The following is a 13,796-nucleotide window of genomic DNA, read 5'->3' as shown; positions in this document are numbered from 1 at the left end:
CCTGGTGCAACACATTTGATTATTTTAAGGTTGTAACGCTTAGTAATCGCCGTAAGTTTCTTCTAACTGCGCTAAAGCAGCATCAAGTTGTTCTTTGTTTGGCGCAACACCGTGCCATTTATGAGAACCTTCCATAAAATCAACACCTTTGCCCATTTCTGTTTTCATCAAAATAACAATTGGTTTGCCTTGGCCGGTTTTAGTTTTCGCTAGCTCGATAACGCGTAAAACTTCGTCCATTTCATTGCCGTCCATGTGCATTACTTCCCATCCGAAAGCAGAAAACTTCTGGTGCAAATCTAACAGACCTAAAACTTTATCGGTAGGGCCGTCTATCTGTTGTCCGTTGACATCGATTGCGCAGATTAAGTTATCAACTTTGTTAAACGGAGCAAACATTGCAGCTTCCCAATTCTGTCCTTCTTGCAATTCGCCGTCGCCGTGTAAAGTAAAAACTAAGCGGTCGTCGTTATTTAATTTTTTAGCAAGCGCAGCGCCAATGGCAACAGACATGCCCTGGCCAAGCGAACCCGAAGCTACACGCACGCCCGGTAAACCTTCATGTGTAGTAGGGTGGCCTTGCAACCTGGAGTTTAATTTTCTGAAAGTTTTCAACTCCGATTTATCAAAATATCCCGAGCGTGCCAATACGCTGTAAAAAACAGGCGAAATGTGGCCGTTGGATAAGAAGAAAAGATCTTCTCCGATACCGTCCATGTTGAAAGACGGATCGTGTTTCATAATGTTAAAGTATAAGGCAACAAGGTAATCGGTACAACCTAAAGAACCTCCGGGGTGGCCAGATTGGCATTCGTAAACCATGCGTACGATGTCTCTTCTTACCTGAGAGGCCATGCGTTTCAAATCGTCATTATCTAGTGTCATATGCTGTTTTGTAATAATCCGGCTAAAGTAAATAAAATACTCGAAAGCGGTAACTGTTTATTTGATTGATGATGTTAACAACATGCTGTGGAAAACTTTTTGTTTTGAATAGTTTTTTATAAATAATCTTTGTTTAACAATCAGAAACCTACGTTTAACAGTATTCGCAATGTTTATAACGTAACGTTGATAACTTTTTGAGAGTATGAAAAAATCTTTACTGTACGTTTTTTTTCAAGATAAGTCCAGCTTTATCCGTGTTTTGCCCCTTGTATTGTTTTTAGTTGTGGCCTATGCCCTATCCGCTCACGCTCAGGGTTCGGTAGGTATTGGCACGGCTACTCCAAATGCTTCGGCAGCCTTGGATGTGGTTTCTACTTCAAAAGGGGTGTTAGTGCCGCGCTTAACCGTTGCGCAGCGTAATGCGATTGCATCGCCGGCTAACGGCCTGTTAATTTATAATAGCGATGCTTCAAAATTTAATTATTGGGACGGCGCAAAATGGGCCGAGGTGGGCGAGGGCTTAACCTGGTTTACAGGGCAAGGTGTGCCGGCCAATATGGGTAAGGTAAATGATTTGTATTTGGATGAGGCAAGCGGTGACATTTACCAGCGCAATTACGATTCTTTAAACCCTCTGGTTTTGGTATGGAACCGTTTTAATTTTAATAAAAACAATAAAAAACAAGTAGCCGTAAGCGGAGCAACGGTTGCCGCTAATGGTTTTTCAACGCAAAGTTTTACGTTTCCGGGCGTTGGTAGTAGCAACGCGGTGTTATGTTCGCCCGCATTCGATTTGCCTAACGGATTGGTTATTTCACACGCATGGGTAAGTGGCGCTAACGAGGTATCAGTGAAATTTTACAACAGTACCGCGGCGCCAATCTCTATAAGCGGAAACTTTCAACTAGCTATATTTTAATTATTGTTAATGGGCTTGGTACGAAACATACTTCTCTTATGTGCTTTGCTTTGTTGGGCAACGGCGCCCGCTCGTGCGCAATTTGTTAATAACGGCAGTGTAATTAGCGTGCAAAACGGAGTTGCTTTAAACATCAATACCGATTTTATAAATATCAGTGGCAGTATTTTGCTGTTTGGCGATTTAAACCTAAGCGGCAACTGGGCAAACAACGATGCGGCAGGGGCTTTTCAGTTAGCTTCTACCGGTAAGGTTAGCTTAAACGGTGCCGATCAAATCATAACAGGCTCGGCAAAAACGATTTTCCCTAATTTGATTTTAGCGGGCACGGGGATAAAAAAGCTAGGCGCAAATGCAGATGTACGCGCCACTCTGGATTTAAAAGATCGGGAGCTTGCCATTGAGGATAAAAATTTAGAACTGTTGGCAACCGCAACCAACGCATTAAGCTACAGCACAGGTTTCATCAGCAGTGATGCAAAAGGCTATTTTTATCGCCACACCAACACCGCCGATGATTATATTTTCCCACTAGGCTCAAAAATCACAGGTACGTTTATTTATCGTCCGGTGACTGTACAAGCAAAAGATAATTTGGACAATACCATCGGTTTAAGCTTTGTGAACAAAGATCCCAGCGCCGAAGGTTATGATAGAGCATTAAAACGTTTTGATGTAAACGAAGTTAATTCGCACTATTTTTACTTGGCCGATCAAAAAAACGGTACAAGCCAGCTGGAGTATCAATTTGCTTTTGATAAAAACACAGACGGTGATTTTAACCAGCTGGTGAACTGGATAAATTTTGGACTGTGGGAAAAGGCCGGCGTGTCTAATGTTAGACCGTCTGGGGCATCGCAACCCGACTATAAGCTGATTACTTACACAGCTTTAAAGCCTGCAAGCAAGCTGCCTTTAACGATGTCGTTTATTACGCCAACTAACGACCCCATTACTATTTTCAACAGTTTTTCGCCAGATGGTGACGGTAAAAACGACACTTGGCTAATTAAAAATATTGACCTTTTTCCGGATAACGAACTCACCATCTTAAACCGTTGGGGCAGCGAGGTGTATCGCGCTAAAGCTTATAATAATGCAAATGCCTGGGACGGCAAGGGTTTAAGTAAAGGCACCTATTTTTATTTGTTAAAAGTTACTATTAATAACGAAGCTAAGGTTTATAAGGGCTTCATAACCTTGCTACGCAATGATTAAAATAAAGAAAAGCGCAATATTATGCCTTGCTTTATTGGCGAGTACTTTTTATGCTGTGGCGCAACAAGATGCGCAGTATAGCCAGTACATGTTTAATTCATTGGTAATTAACCCGGCCTACGCGGGCTATAAAAGTACTTTGAATTTAAGTGCCTTGCACCGTAGCCAGTGGGTGGGTGTAGATGGCGCCCCGCAAACGCAGTCTTTGGTGCTGGACGGTAGTTTTGCGAGTGATAAAGTGGGCTTGGCACTAAGCATTGTTAATGATAAAATAGGCTTGCAGCGCCAGTCAAACGCATACCTCAACTACGCTTATAAGTTAAAAGTATCTGAAACAGGCACCCTAGCCTTTGGTTTAGGTTTAGGTATGGGGCAATTCGTTTTAGATAACGGCGATGCGCATTTCGATGATCCATCAGACGGTAACTTTGCGGGCGGTAAATTATCCTTTATAGTGCCAGATGCACGTGTTGGCATCCATTACAGTACCCAAAAGTTTTATGCGGGCTTTTCTGCTACCAATCTTTTAACGGGGGCGGTAAATTATAGCACCGCTGCCAAAAACCTGGTGATAAAACAGGGGCAACATTTCTTTTTAACAGCCGGTTATTTGGTAGATGTAAATGATTTTTTGAAGTTTAAACCTTCGTTTTTGCTGAAAGAAGACACCAAAGGGCCCAGCAATTTGGATATTAATAATTTTTTCTTGTTAGGAGAGAAAGTTTGGTTGGGCGTCTCATACCGCACATCTTTAAACTTATGGAAGAAAAACGTTGCCCAGGGCAATGTGAAAGCGGGTGATGCAATAGTTGGCATGGCAGAAATTTACGCGGGCAAATCTCTCAGGATTGGCTATGCGTACGATTATTCGGTTTCGGGGCTTAGAGGTTTTGATAATGGTTCGCACGAGATTTCAATAGGCTACACTTTTGGCCAGCGCAAAGAGTACAGCATTTTATCACCACGTTATTTCTAAGGCAATGAAGATAAAAAGGCTTTTAATTATTCTGTTTTTTTCGGGCTTAATCATTTACTTGGTGCCATTTGCCTTGTTTTCTGATGATTTAGGAAAGGCAAACAAATACTACGAAAAATACGATTATAAATACGCCATTGAGATTTATGAGCGTGTGATGGAGAAAAACCCAACTTTAGAAGTAGCCGAAAAGTTGGCTAATTGCTATCGTTTCACCAACAACTCCATCATGGCAGAGAAAGCTTATGCCACTGTGTTAACTTTCCCTGGCTTTAACCCAATCAACTACATTTACTATGCGGATGCGCTAAAAGAAAACGAAAAGTTTGAGCAAGCCAAACGCAATTACCTGATATATGCCGAGCGTGTACCTGCGCAAAGCGATGAGGCCGTAAAACTAGCGAACAGTTGCGATGCTGCGCGTATCTGGCTAGATAACCCGAATACAGATATCGAAGTAACCAACGAAGCTGGTTTTAACACCAAAAACTCGGATTTTTCGCCTATCCCTTACGGGAAAGGTTTCATTTTTGTATCAGATAGGGAGTTTTTAAAACCCATTACCGAAAAAAAATCTCCTAAAATTTATGGCTGGACGGGTAATCCGTACCTAAAGCTTTACCAAGCAGAACCTGCCGATAGCGGTGTATTTAACGGCAACATGAAGCTTACGCTGATGCCAGAGCAAATAAACGATAATTACCATGCAGGACCAGCCACTTTAAGTGCCGATGGAAACACCTTGTTTTTTACAAAGGCAGGTGTAACCACCGTTGATGAAAAACCGTCAAAAACTAAGGACGTGGTGTTTAAGAAAGCAATTTTTTACGCCACCAAACAAAACGGTGTATGGTCGCAGGCACAATCATTCGCTTATAACAAACCTTTTGATTATTCTGTACAACATCCGGCTTTAAGCCCAGACGGAAACACCCTTTATTTTGCTTCGGATATGCCGGGAACTTTAGGTGGGATGGATTTGTTTTATTGCGAAAAACAAGGTTCGGGATGGTCCAAGCCTAAAAACTGCGGACCGGCTATAAACACCAGATACGATGAGGTTTTTCCGACCGTACGTAAAGACGGCAAGCTGTTTTTCTCTTCGCGCGGACATATCACCATTGGCGGACTGGATATTTTTTCGGCAAACGGCGCAAAAGACAATTGGAGCGAACCGGAAAATCTAAGAGCACCCATCAACTCGGCAAAAGACGATTTCGGTATCTATTATTTTGACGATAACCTAACGGGATTTTTCTCTTCAAACCGTCCGGGCGGGAAAGGAATGGATGATATTTATCAGTTTAACGAACGTCCGAAACAAAAATTCTTTGCCGTTAACGGACAAGTAGTGCAAAAAGAAGATGGCGCTCCTTTAGAAGGCATACGTGTGTTTCTGGTAAATAAAAGTACGGGTGAAGAAAAAAGCTTATTATCCGATGAAGAAGGGAATTTCAGGTTTGATTTAGCGCCAGAAACAGATTACTTAGTGCGTGGCGATTTAGATAAATATTTTAACCGCCAGCAAGGTGAAATTACCACAAAAGGCGCTACCTCATCAACGGTATATAATGTGAAGTTTGAGGTAGAAAAAGGCGAAGAGGCTTACTTGGTACGGTTAAACAATATTTATTACGATTTTGACAAGTACAATATCCGTAAAGATGCCGAGCCGGAATTGCAAAAGGTGCTCAACTTTATGAAAAATACGCCTAACGTAAATATCGAGTTGCGTTCGCATACAGATGCGCGCGGAAAAGCAGCTTATAATATGGCCCTGTCTAAAAAACGCGCCTTGTCTGCCGAGAACTATTTGTTAAAAAGAGGTGCGGATAAAGAACGCTTAAGCGCTAACGGCTACGGCGAAACGCAACTATTAAACCAGTGTAAAGATGGCGTGAAATGCACGGAGGCTGAGCACCAGCTAAACCGGCGGACAGAGTTTAAGGTGGTAAAAGTAGAACCGGTGATTTCTTATGTGCCCGGCTACAGCTTAAACCCGATTTTCCCATTAATTAGTGGCACACAACAATAATACATAGATTAGATTAACCCAACAAAGGCCGCGATGAATTTCGCGGCCTTTTGTTTTTTAATGATATTATTGTTTTTTGAATTTATGCGTCAACTGTATCAATATCAAAGCCGGCGCTTTCAACAATATCTATTACGTCATCTTCCTTTTCTGCCTCGGTAGTTACCGTAAGTATTTTATCAGGATTATCCGTATCTACTTTCCATTGGCCAGCGCCTAGCAATTCATCAAGCTTTTGCTGAACTTTTGCTACGCAGTTGCCACAATTTAGTGTGGTTTTAAATTTCAACGTTTTATAGTTTTTCATTTTTTAATTGTATTAGAGATTTGAGTTTCTATATAAGTTACTTTTTCCATTTCAGGCGTAGGCTATTGCTCACCACGCTAACGCTGCTTAAAGCCATTGCGGCGCCTGCTATCATCGGGTTTAGCAAAAATCCGTTAAACGGATATAAAATACCCGCTGCCAAAGGGATGCCGATTACGTTATAGATAAATGCCCAAAACAGGTTTTGCTTAATTGTGACAACGGTTTGTTTGGATAGTTTGATGGCTTGCGGAATGCGCATTAAGTCTGATGAAAGGATGGTCATTTTCGCTACATCCATGGCTATATCACTCCCTCGCCCCATGGCTATGCTAACATCGGCGGTGGCTAAAGCGGTACTGTCGTTTATGCCGTCGCCCACCATGGCTACCGTTTTTCCTTGCTTTTGCAGTTCTTGTACAAAATCTGCTTTATGCTGGGGCAACACTTCTGCACGGTAGTTTTTAATGCCCGTTTCTTTGGCAATTGCCTGCGCGGTAGCCTCATTGTCGCCGGTTAGCATAAATAAATCTAAGCCAAGTGCTTGCAATTCTTTAATGGCTTTCGCCGAGTTTTCTTTAATCTGGTCCGCGATAGCCAATACAGCCAAAGCCTGTTGCTTATCGGCAAACCAGATGACCGTTTTTGCTTCTGCGGTCCATTTTTGCGCCATTTGTAACAATGCGCTATCCAAAGTGATATCATGTTCCGCAAGCAAAGATGGGTTGCCTACAAAATAGGTTTGGTTTCCAAAATCAGCTTTTGCTCCTTTTCCGGTAATACTTTCGAAATTTTCGATGGCGATATTTTCTGTTTTGCCAATATATCTCACTACCGCTTCTGCAAGTGGGTGTTCGGATTGTTTTTCTAACTGCGAAAGGATGTCTTTAAAGCTATCTTTGTTGTTTAGCCAGGCAATATCGGCAACTTCGGGTTTGCCTTCAGTGATAGTGCCGGTTTTGTCCAAAATGATGGCGTCCACTTTTTTTGCCAATTCCAGCGCTTCTGCATCCTTAATTAAAATCCCACTGGACGCGCCCTTGCCCACGGCCACCATAATCGCGGTAGGGGTAGCCAAGCCCAATGCACAAGGGCAGGCAATAACCAATACGGTAATGCCAGCCAATAAGCCCTGTGCCAGCCCGTTTGCTCCGCCAAAAATTATCCATGTGATGAATGTTAGAAGTGCAATTAACATCACCGTTGGCACAAAAATGCCTGCAATTTTATCAACCAACTTTTGCACTGGCGCTTTGCTTCCTTGTGCATCTTGCACCGCCTTTATAATGTGCGCCAACATGGTTTCTTTACCTACCTTTTGTGCTTTAAACCTGAAACTCCCTTTTTGGTTAATGGTGCCGGCAAAAACACGGTCGCCTTGTGCTTTTTGCAAGGGCACCGGCTCGCCGCTTAACATGCTTTCATCTACGTAAGATGAGCCTTCAATTACTTCGCCGTCCACCGGTATTTTTTCTCCCGGTTTTATTAAAATCGTCTGGTTTAAAGTCACTTCGTCAATTAAGATGCTGCGCTCGTTTCCTTCGGCATCTAACACAGTCACTGTTTTCGGCTGTAAACCCATCAGTTTTTTTATGGCGGTTGATGTATTGCTCTTCGCTTTTTCTTCAAGCAGTTTACCCAAGAGTATAAAAGCGATGATGACTGCCGCAGCTTCAAAGTAAACATGCGCGTGTAAGCCTCTACGGTGCCAAAAATCGGCAAATAACAGATTGAACACGCTGAAGATGTAGGCAATGCCGGTACTCATAGCCACCAGCGTATCCATATTTGCCGAGCGGTGTTTGGCCTGTTTCCAAGCGTTTACAAAGAAATCCCGACCAAACCACAGTACCACAGGCGTGGCAAAAAAGCACATGATGTAATCAGCATAAGGCATGTTCATAAAAAACATCCCGATAAGGGCTACTGGTAAAGCCAGTGCCACCGCCCAAAAGGTTTTCTGTTTCAGGCTTTTCAATTTATTATGATGGATGCTCTCCAATTGCTCTTGTTGCGCTTGGGTTTCTTCCACCAATAAATCATATCCGCTTTTTTGCAGGGCGTGTTTAAAAGTTGTTGCATTGGCTATATTAGGCAGGTATTTAACATTTAAGTTGCCGGTGCCGTAGTTAACCGAGGCTTCCACTACGCCCGCAGTTCTGTTTACAATGTTCTCTGCGCTGGTCGCGCAAGAGGCGCAGCTCATTCCCAAAACCGGATAGCTATCTGTTTTTTCGCTAACACCGTAACCTAAATCTTTAACCGCTTTAATTGCATTGTTTAGCGCTTCTTTTGATTGCAATGTGATTAAAGCGCGGCGGTTGTTCAATTCTACGCTTGCTGCAGAAATTCCCTCAACTTTTGAAAGTCCTTTTCCTACAATTAATGCGCAATGCTCGCTCTCTACACCCTCTAGCGGAAGGTAAATATTGTATGGATATTTTTTTGCCATGATGTAAAAATTGATGTCACCTACAAAATTGGCGATAAATAAACGCTTTAGGCTGCGCTATTTTGGAGCGTTGTTGTAAAATTTTAAACCTCGTCTAAAGGTTTCCGCTTATTGGTTTTTACCTGTTTAAAATGGCTTGGCGTTAACCCGGTTGTTTTTTTAAACTGATTGCTGAGGTAGGCTACGCTGGAGTAGTTGAGCAAATTCGCAATCTCACTTAATGATAGTTCATCATAAACTAAAAGTTCTTTTACCCGCTCTATTTTTTGGGCTATAAAATATTTTTCGATAGTGATGCCTTCAATTTCGGAAAACAGGTTGGAGAGGTAGCTGTAATCTTGATGTAATTCTTCGCTTAAAAGGTCCGAAAGATTGAGTTTAGCATGATTGTTTTGCTGATGTACCAGCACGATAATGGTGTTTTTTATTTTTTCGATAATCCTGCTTTTGCGGTCGTCAATTAGTTCAAAACCAATTTTAGAAAGCGCTTTTTCCAAGTTTGCTTTTTGGAGAAGGTTTGGGTTTTCTTGTAAAGTAACTTCACCCAATTCGATATGGCTAGCTTTTAAATCCAGCTTTTGCAATTCGTGTTCAACAGCAATAATGCAACGTTTGCAAACCATATTTTTAATAAAGAGTTTGGGCATAAAATTGATGGCTGTGGTGTCCATGCGGACTTTTAAAATTTATTTACCTCATTTTTAAAACTTTCGTTTTTCTGGATTCTTTCTGTTAGAAAAAAACGATATAATCTGAATTTCCTCGTTATGAATGCGATAATAAAGAGTGTTAAACCTTAATATAACTGCCCGATGTACATTTTTAATTTTTACGTGTGGAAACATTAGTGGGTTCTCAGTAATCAAATCTAATGTTCGTTCAATTTCTGAGGCTAATCTTTTAAGCTCTCTTTCTGAGAAATTTAATCTTAAGTAATTAATAGTGTGCTTAAGTTCTGACAAAGCATGACTAGTCCAACGGATTTTATAGCCACTTTTCATAGAGTTTTTTTACCTCCGAATGCGTAACCAACTTGTTATCATCTGCATCTCTCAGTCCATTTTCAATAGCAGTTCTTTCTTCTTCAGAAATTAAAGTCCACCAATCCCTATTATCATTCATCTTGAGGATAGCTACTTGATCAAGAACAAACTCATCTTCAACTGTCAGAAGCCACTTAATCAGCTCCGCTTTCTTATTTACATTGGCAGAATTCATACACTTTGTCTTTTTACAAAATTAAAAAAATATGCGCTAGCCACCGCAAAAAAAAGTGACTCATCAATACAGTCTGGTCGGTTTTTTGTTTTCCGATAAAAAACAAAAAATCATGGAAACTCCAAAAGATCCTAAAGCCAGGGGACAAATTAATCCTGATAAAATCACTAATCAGCCAGATAAAATTGTTAACAAACAAAAAGAAAACCTGCACGAAGCTACCAATGAAGAGCAATGGGCACACGATGTAAACGAAGAGTTCGGCGACGATTTTGTGTTGCCTGATGAGGATGATGACGAAGAGTTGTAAGGTTTTAGCGTGGCAAATATTCGCACCTAACACCAAACTTGTTCAAAAAATCGACGCCCTCATCGCTTGCTAAGCCTTTGTAAGCGGCGTAAGAATCTTTGAAATAAACGTGCTTAATGCCCGATGTTAAAATGAGGCGCGCACAAGCGATACAAGGCGATAAAGTAGTGTATAAGGTTGAACCTTGGATTTGTGCCCCGTTTTTTACCGCGTAAAGGATGGCGTTTTCCTCGGCGTGCAATGCTAAAGAACAGCTGTTTCTGGAGTCGCGCGGGCATCCCGTTTCTGGCCATTCCTCGTCGCAGTTGTGTGTGCCGGCAGGCGGTCCGTTGTAACCTATGGAGATTATTCGCGTGTCTTTAGTTAAAACCGCGCCCACTTGCCGTTTTACACAGTGCGAGCGGGAAGCCAAATCACTGGCTAAATTCATGAAGATACTGTCAAAGCTAGCTTTTTTGTCTTTTGTCATCTCTCTAAAAATGAATGCGAAGATAAGTTAAACTCGTTTTAACGTGCAATTTATTCGTATAAAAGGGCGTTCAATGAAAATTAAACTATGTTTTTGCCTGCGAAAATTGCATATTCGCAGGGATAGGCAATCAAAAAAAGGTTAATGCTCGAACTTATCATATCCGGAATTGGTTTAGGAATTGTACTCTCTTTTTTAACCGGTCCGGTATTTTTTGCCTTGATTAAAACCAGTATCGAAAAAGGTTTTTACGCCGGTGTCGCGCTCGCAACAGGTGTGGTTATCAGCGATTTTATTTACATGACCATCACACTTTTTGGCACTTCCTTGCTCAGTTTCGAAAGTAAATATCGCATGCCCATCGGCGTTGTTGGCAGTGTGATATTACTCAGTATCGGCTTATATTATTTGCTAAAAAAGGTAGAAATTACTTACGTAGAAGAGTCATCGCGAATTAAGCACGCAGGTTACTTTTTCAAAGGATTTTTCATGTGCATTTTTAATCCTTTTATTTTATTGTATTGGGTAAGCGTAGCCAGCGGGGTTTATTCTATTTACGGTGAACTTAGCTCTGCTCAAATCATTCCGTTTTTTGGATCCATTTTGTTAACCCTTTTTGGGATGGATACCCTAAAAGCTTATTTCGCTTATAAACTTCGTTACAGAATAAAGCCTAAAAATATTCAAAACCTTAATCGCGTTGCAGGCGCTTTAATTATTGTTTTTGCTTTAAAGCTGATTTATAATTTAGTTGCGGGACAGTCGCTGATTTAATAGTAAAAAGAAGTTAAGATTGTGCCTGCAAAAACAAGTCGGAAGGAAGATTAAAGAAATCTCGTAACTTCACAGCCATCCTTAACGTTATGTCTCTTTCGCCTGATAGTATAGAGGATACGTAGCTTTTGCTACCGATTATAGGTTCTAGATCTTTATTTTTCAGACCTCTCTCTTGCATTTTTGCTTTAATTATGTCTCGCACGTCAACCCGAGGTAACTGGTAACGCTTTTTGTCATAATCTTCAATTAATAGTGAAAGCAATTCAAGTTCGTCATGCTCAGCTGTATTCGGAACCGCGTGAAATATGTCCATCAAACGTTCACTGGCTTCCGTGTAATCCTCTTCTGTTTTTAAAATAGTCCAGTTCATATTCATCCCTTCCTAAAGTTGTTTATGTTTTTGTCAAACCTCACTGTTTCAACGTCTATTGTGTCATATTCTTTATGAGGACCAAACCAAATCACATAAGCTTGTTGTATAAAGTTAACCGAAACTATCAATCTAAAATCGTTTCCTTTTATGTTAAAAATTACGCGTGGTTTGCGACAACTTGCGTTCTTGTATACCTTTTTTATTTCATTAAAATTTTGAAAGTCAACTTTCGAGAACTCATTTTCCCATGAAAGTTGTGCTTTGCTTGCGGTGGGATTACTTTTGTAAGTAATAATGTATCGTCCGTTTAACCAGCACTTTCATATGTAAAAGATACTGAAAGTTTACAAAATGTGAACTTTCTCACAAAGAACTTTTACCCGGATAAATATCCACATAGTCAACCACGTTGTTTTCTTCGCAATTGCCCATGTTTTGTAGGCGGTAATAACTGCGACTACCTTTTCCGTAAAAAATCTGTTTACCTTCTTTTACACAAGCTTGGCCATTGTTGTTGTAATTTACTTTGGTAATTATTGTGCCTTCGAATTCTAAAGTTTTTTGATCTAAGCGCCTAATTTTTCCATCAATCTGCAAATAATCGCCTTCTTTATTTTTCTGCGAACCTTTAATACTATACCAAATATCGTCTAAGGGTTTAACCAAAGCCGACCCTGGCTGGTCCCAGCTAATCCACTGCAAGGTAATAGGATGTTTGCCCGCATATTTTACGGATTTCGCTGTTTTATTTGGGCTGTTTTGGTTTGGTGTAGTGTCGGTAGAAACTGTACTATCGGCAAGCTCAAGATGTCCAGTGGCCTTGGCCGAGCTATCGCCTCTTACTTGTTGCATATCTGCTTTTTGGCTGTTTTGAGCCTTATTTGATGTATTGTTGCATTGGGAAAACAAAAAACTGGCGCCAATCATCAGGCTGTAATAAATATTTTTCATTCTTGTTTTTTATCTGGCAAAAAGCCAAAATACGTACCAATCCTAAAAAATGGATTTAACGCATAAGAAGCTATCAAGCTAAGCACATCTCGACGGTAATTTTTAATTTTGCACAAATTTTAAGGAAATGGTGCTGACAGATACACATACCCATATTTATTACGAAACGGACCCCGTGAAGCAGGCGCAACAGCTTGAGCGTTGTATTTTAAATGACATAACACGTTTGTTTTTGCCCAACGTGGATAGCAAATCCATGCCTTTGGTGTTTGATATTGCCAAAAATTATCCTGAGAACTGTTTTCCGATGCTGGGCTTGCATCCTTGTGATGTGAAAGAAAATTATTTGGATGAATTGGCTATCATCGCAGAAGCGATAAGCGCCAACAAAGTTTACGCCATCGGCGAAATTGGGATTGATTTATATTGGGATAAAACTTTTTTAAAACAACAGCAGCAGGCCTTTAATCTGCAGATAGAGCAAGCTAAAAACCTAAACCTGCCCATTGTAATCCATTGCAGAGATGCTTTTGAAGAGGTTTTTGAGGTTTTAGACAGCCAAAAGGATGAGCATTTGCGCGGGATTTTCCATTGTTTTACCGGCGATTTGGCACAGGCACAACGGGCAATAGATTTAGGTTTTTATTTGGGTATCGGTGGGGTGGTTACCTACAAAAAAGCAGGTTTGGATAAGGTGGTAGAGGCCATAGATTTAGAACATCTGGTTTTAGAAACAGACGCACCTTATTTAGCGCCGGTTCCTTTCCGGGGCAAAGCCAATGAAAGCTCGTACCTTATCCACACGGCTCAAAAAGTGGCAGATATTAAGCAGTGCAGCTTAGAAAAGGTGGCCGAAGTGACTACCGCTAATTCATACAAAGTTTTTGGCATCTAAATCATAAA

General features: G+C 40.9%; 17 protein-coding genes. 7 read left to right on the top strand and 10 right to left on the bottom strand.

Annotated features, from left to right (window positions below):
- Window positions 1–39: 39 nt before the first annotated feature.
- On the bottom strand, window positions 40–885 hold the full coding sequence (locus BCY91_RS10415) for a transketolase (RefSeq protein WP_120181902.1): 846 nt from the start codon (window positions 883–885) through the stop codon (window positions 40–42).
- Between the two features lie 205 nt (window positions 886–1,090).
- Here BCY91_RS10415 and BCY91_RS10410 point away from each other — a divergent pair, with 205 nt between their 5' ends.
- The 4 genes from BCY91_RS10410 to BCY91_RS10395 all read left to right on the top strand — a co-directional run bounded on the left by BCY91_RS10410 (window position 1,091) and on the right by BCY91_RS10395 (window position 6,036).
- Complete coding sequence (locus tag BCY91_RS10410; RefSeq protein WP_120181901.1) at window positions 1,091–1,807, top strand: hypothetical protein; 717 nt, start codon at window positions 1,091–1,093, stop codon at window positions 1,805–1,807.
- 108 nt (window positions 1,808–1,915) lie between these two features.
- A complete protein-coding gene (locus BCY91_RS10405) occupies window positions 1,916–3,025 on the top strand; it encodes a gliding motility-associated C-terminal domain-containing protein (RefSeq protein ID WP_182995358.1) in 1,110 nt (369 codons plus the stop codon).
- Window positions 3,018–4,001 carry a PorP/SprF family type IX secretion system membrane protein gene (locus BCY91_RS10400; protein WP_120181899.1) on the top strand — a complete coding sequence of 328 codons (984 nt, stop codon included), beginning with the start codon at window positions 3,018–3,020 and terminating at the stop codon, window positions 3,999–4,001. Before BCY91_RS10405 ends, BCY91_RS10400 begins: the two co-directional genes overlap by 8 nt.
- A gap of 4 nt (window positions 4,002–4,005) precedes the next feature.
- Entirely contained in the window at window positions 4,006–6,036 is a 2,031-nt protein-coding gene (locus BCY91_RS10395) for an OmpA family protein (protein ID WP_245989079.1), read from the top strand.
- Window positions 6,037–6,118: 82 nt separating this feature from the next.
- Here BCY91_RS10395 and BCY91_RS10390 read toward each other — a convergent pair whose 3' ends face one another.
- From BCY91_RS10390 to BCY91_RS10370, 5 genes are all read right to left on the bottom strand, one after another.
- Window positions 6,119–6,343 carry a heavy-metal-associated domain-containing protein gene (locus BCY91_RS10390; protein ID WP_120181897.1) on the bottom strand — a complete coding sequence of 75 codons (225 nt, stop codon included), beginning with the start codon at window positions 6,341–6,343 and terminating at the stop codon, window positions 6,119–6,121.
- A 37-nt stretch (window positions 6,344–6,380) separates the two neighbouring features.
- Window positions 6,381–8,795, bottom strand: coding sequence for a heavy metal translocating P-type ATPase (locus BCY91_RS10385; protein ID WP_120181896.1), 2,415 nt, complete (start codon window positions 8,793–8,795; stop codon window positions 6,381–6,383).
- 83 nt (window positions 8,796–8,878) lie between these two features.
- Window positions 8,879–9,466, bottom strand: coding sequence for an AraC family transcriptional regulator (locus BCY91_RS10380; RefSeq protein WP_449421215.1), 588 nt, complete (start codon window positions 9,464–9,466; stop codon window positions 8,879–8,881).
- A gap of 30 nt (window positions 9,467–9,496) precedes the next feature.
- A complete protein-coding gene (locus BCY91_RS18075) occupies window positions 9,497–9,796 on the bottom strand; it encodes a type II toxin-antitoxin system RelE/ParE family toxin (protein WP_120181895.1) in 300 nt (99 codons plus the stop codon).
- Window positions 9,780–10,013, bottom strand: a complete 234-nt coding sequence (locus BCY91_RS10370) for a hypothetical protein (protein ID WP_120181894.1) — start codon at window positions 10,011–10,013, stop codon at window positions 9,780–9,782. The genes BCY91_RS18075 and BCY91_RS10370 overlap by 17 nt, the downstream gene beginning before the upstream one ends.
- A gap of 112 nt (window positions 10,014–10,125) precedes the next feature.
- Between BCY91_RS10370 and BCY91_RS10365 the strand changes: the two genes are divergently transcribed.
- Window positions 10,126–10,323 (top strand): hypothetical protein, encoded by a 198-nt coding sequence (locus BCY91_RS10365; RefSeq protein ID WP_120181893.1) that lies wholly within the window; start codon window positions 10,126–10,128, stop codon window positions 10,321–10,323.
- A 4-nt stretch (window positions 10,324–10,327) separates the two neighbouring features.
- On the opposite strand, the gene BCY91_RS10360 is transcribed toward BCY91_RS10365, so the two are convergent.
- A complete protein-coding gene (locus BCY91_RS10360) occupies window positions 10,328–10,792 on the bottom strand; it encodes a deoxycytidylate deaminase (protein WP_245989077.1) in 465 nt (154 codons plus the stop codon).
- Between the two features lie 144 nt (window positions 10,793–10,936).
- Here BCY91_RS10360 and BCY91_RS10355 point away from each other — a divergent pair, with 144 nt between their 5' ends.
- Window positions 10,937–11,566 (top strand): LysE family translocator, encoded by a 630-nt coding sequence (locus BCY91_RS10355; RefSeq protein ID WP_120181892.1) that lies wholly within the window; start codon window positions 10,937–10,939, stop codon window positions 11,564–11,566.
- 13 nt (window positions 11,567–11,579) lie between these two features.
- Here BCY91_RS10355 and BCY91_RS10350 read toward each other — a convergent pair whose 3' ends face one another.
- The 3 genes from BCY91_RS10350 to BCY91_RS10340 form a co-directional block, all read right to left on the bottom strand.
- Window positions 11,580–11,939: a helix-turn-helix domain-containing protein gene (locus tag BCY91_RS10350; RefSeq protein ID WP_182995357.1), complete on the bottom strand. Its 360-nt coding sequence runs from the start codon at window positions 11,937–11,939 to the stop codon at window positions 11,580–11,582.
- A 2-nt stretch (window positions 11,940–11,941) separates the two neighbouring features.
- Window positions 11,942–12,235: a type II toxin-antitoxin system HigB family toxin gene (locus BCY91_RS18070; protein ID WP_394341553.1), complete on the bottom strand. Its 294-nt coding sequence runs from the start codon at window positions 12,233–12,235 to the stop codon at window positions 11,942–11,944.
- Between the two features lie 70 nt (window positions 12,236–12,305).
- On the bottom strand, window positions 12,306–12,893 hold the full coding sequence (locus tag BCY91_RS10340; RefSeq protein WP_120181889.1) for a hypothetical protein: 588 nt from the start codon (window positions 12,891–12,893) through the stop codon (window positions 12,306–12,308).
- 127 nt (window positions 12,894–13,020) lie between these two features.
- On the opposite strand from BCY91_RS10340, the gene BCY91_RS10335 reads away from it, so the two are divergent.
- Window positions 13,021–13,788 carry a TatD family hydrolase gene (locus BCY91_RS10335; RefSeq protein ID WP_120181888.1) on the top strand — a complete coding sequence of 256 codons (768 nt, stop codon included), beginning with the start codon at window positions 13,021–13,023 and terminating at the stop codon, window positions 13,786–13,788.
- Window positions 13,789–13,796: the final 8 nt, after the last annotated feature.

Source organism: Pelobium manganitolerans, from assembly GCF_003609575.1.
Lineage (GTDB): Bacteria > Bacteroidota > Bacteroidia > Sphingobacteriales > Sphingobacteriaceae > Pseudopedobacter > Pseudopedobacter manganitolerans.
Note: the sequence above shows the minus strand (reverse complement) of the source record. Positions and strands in the feature narration are given on the sequence as shown.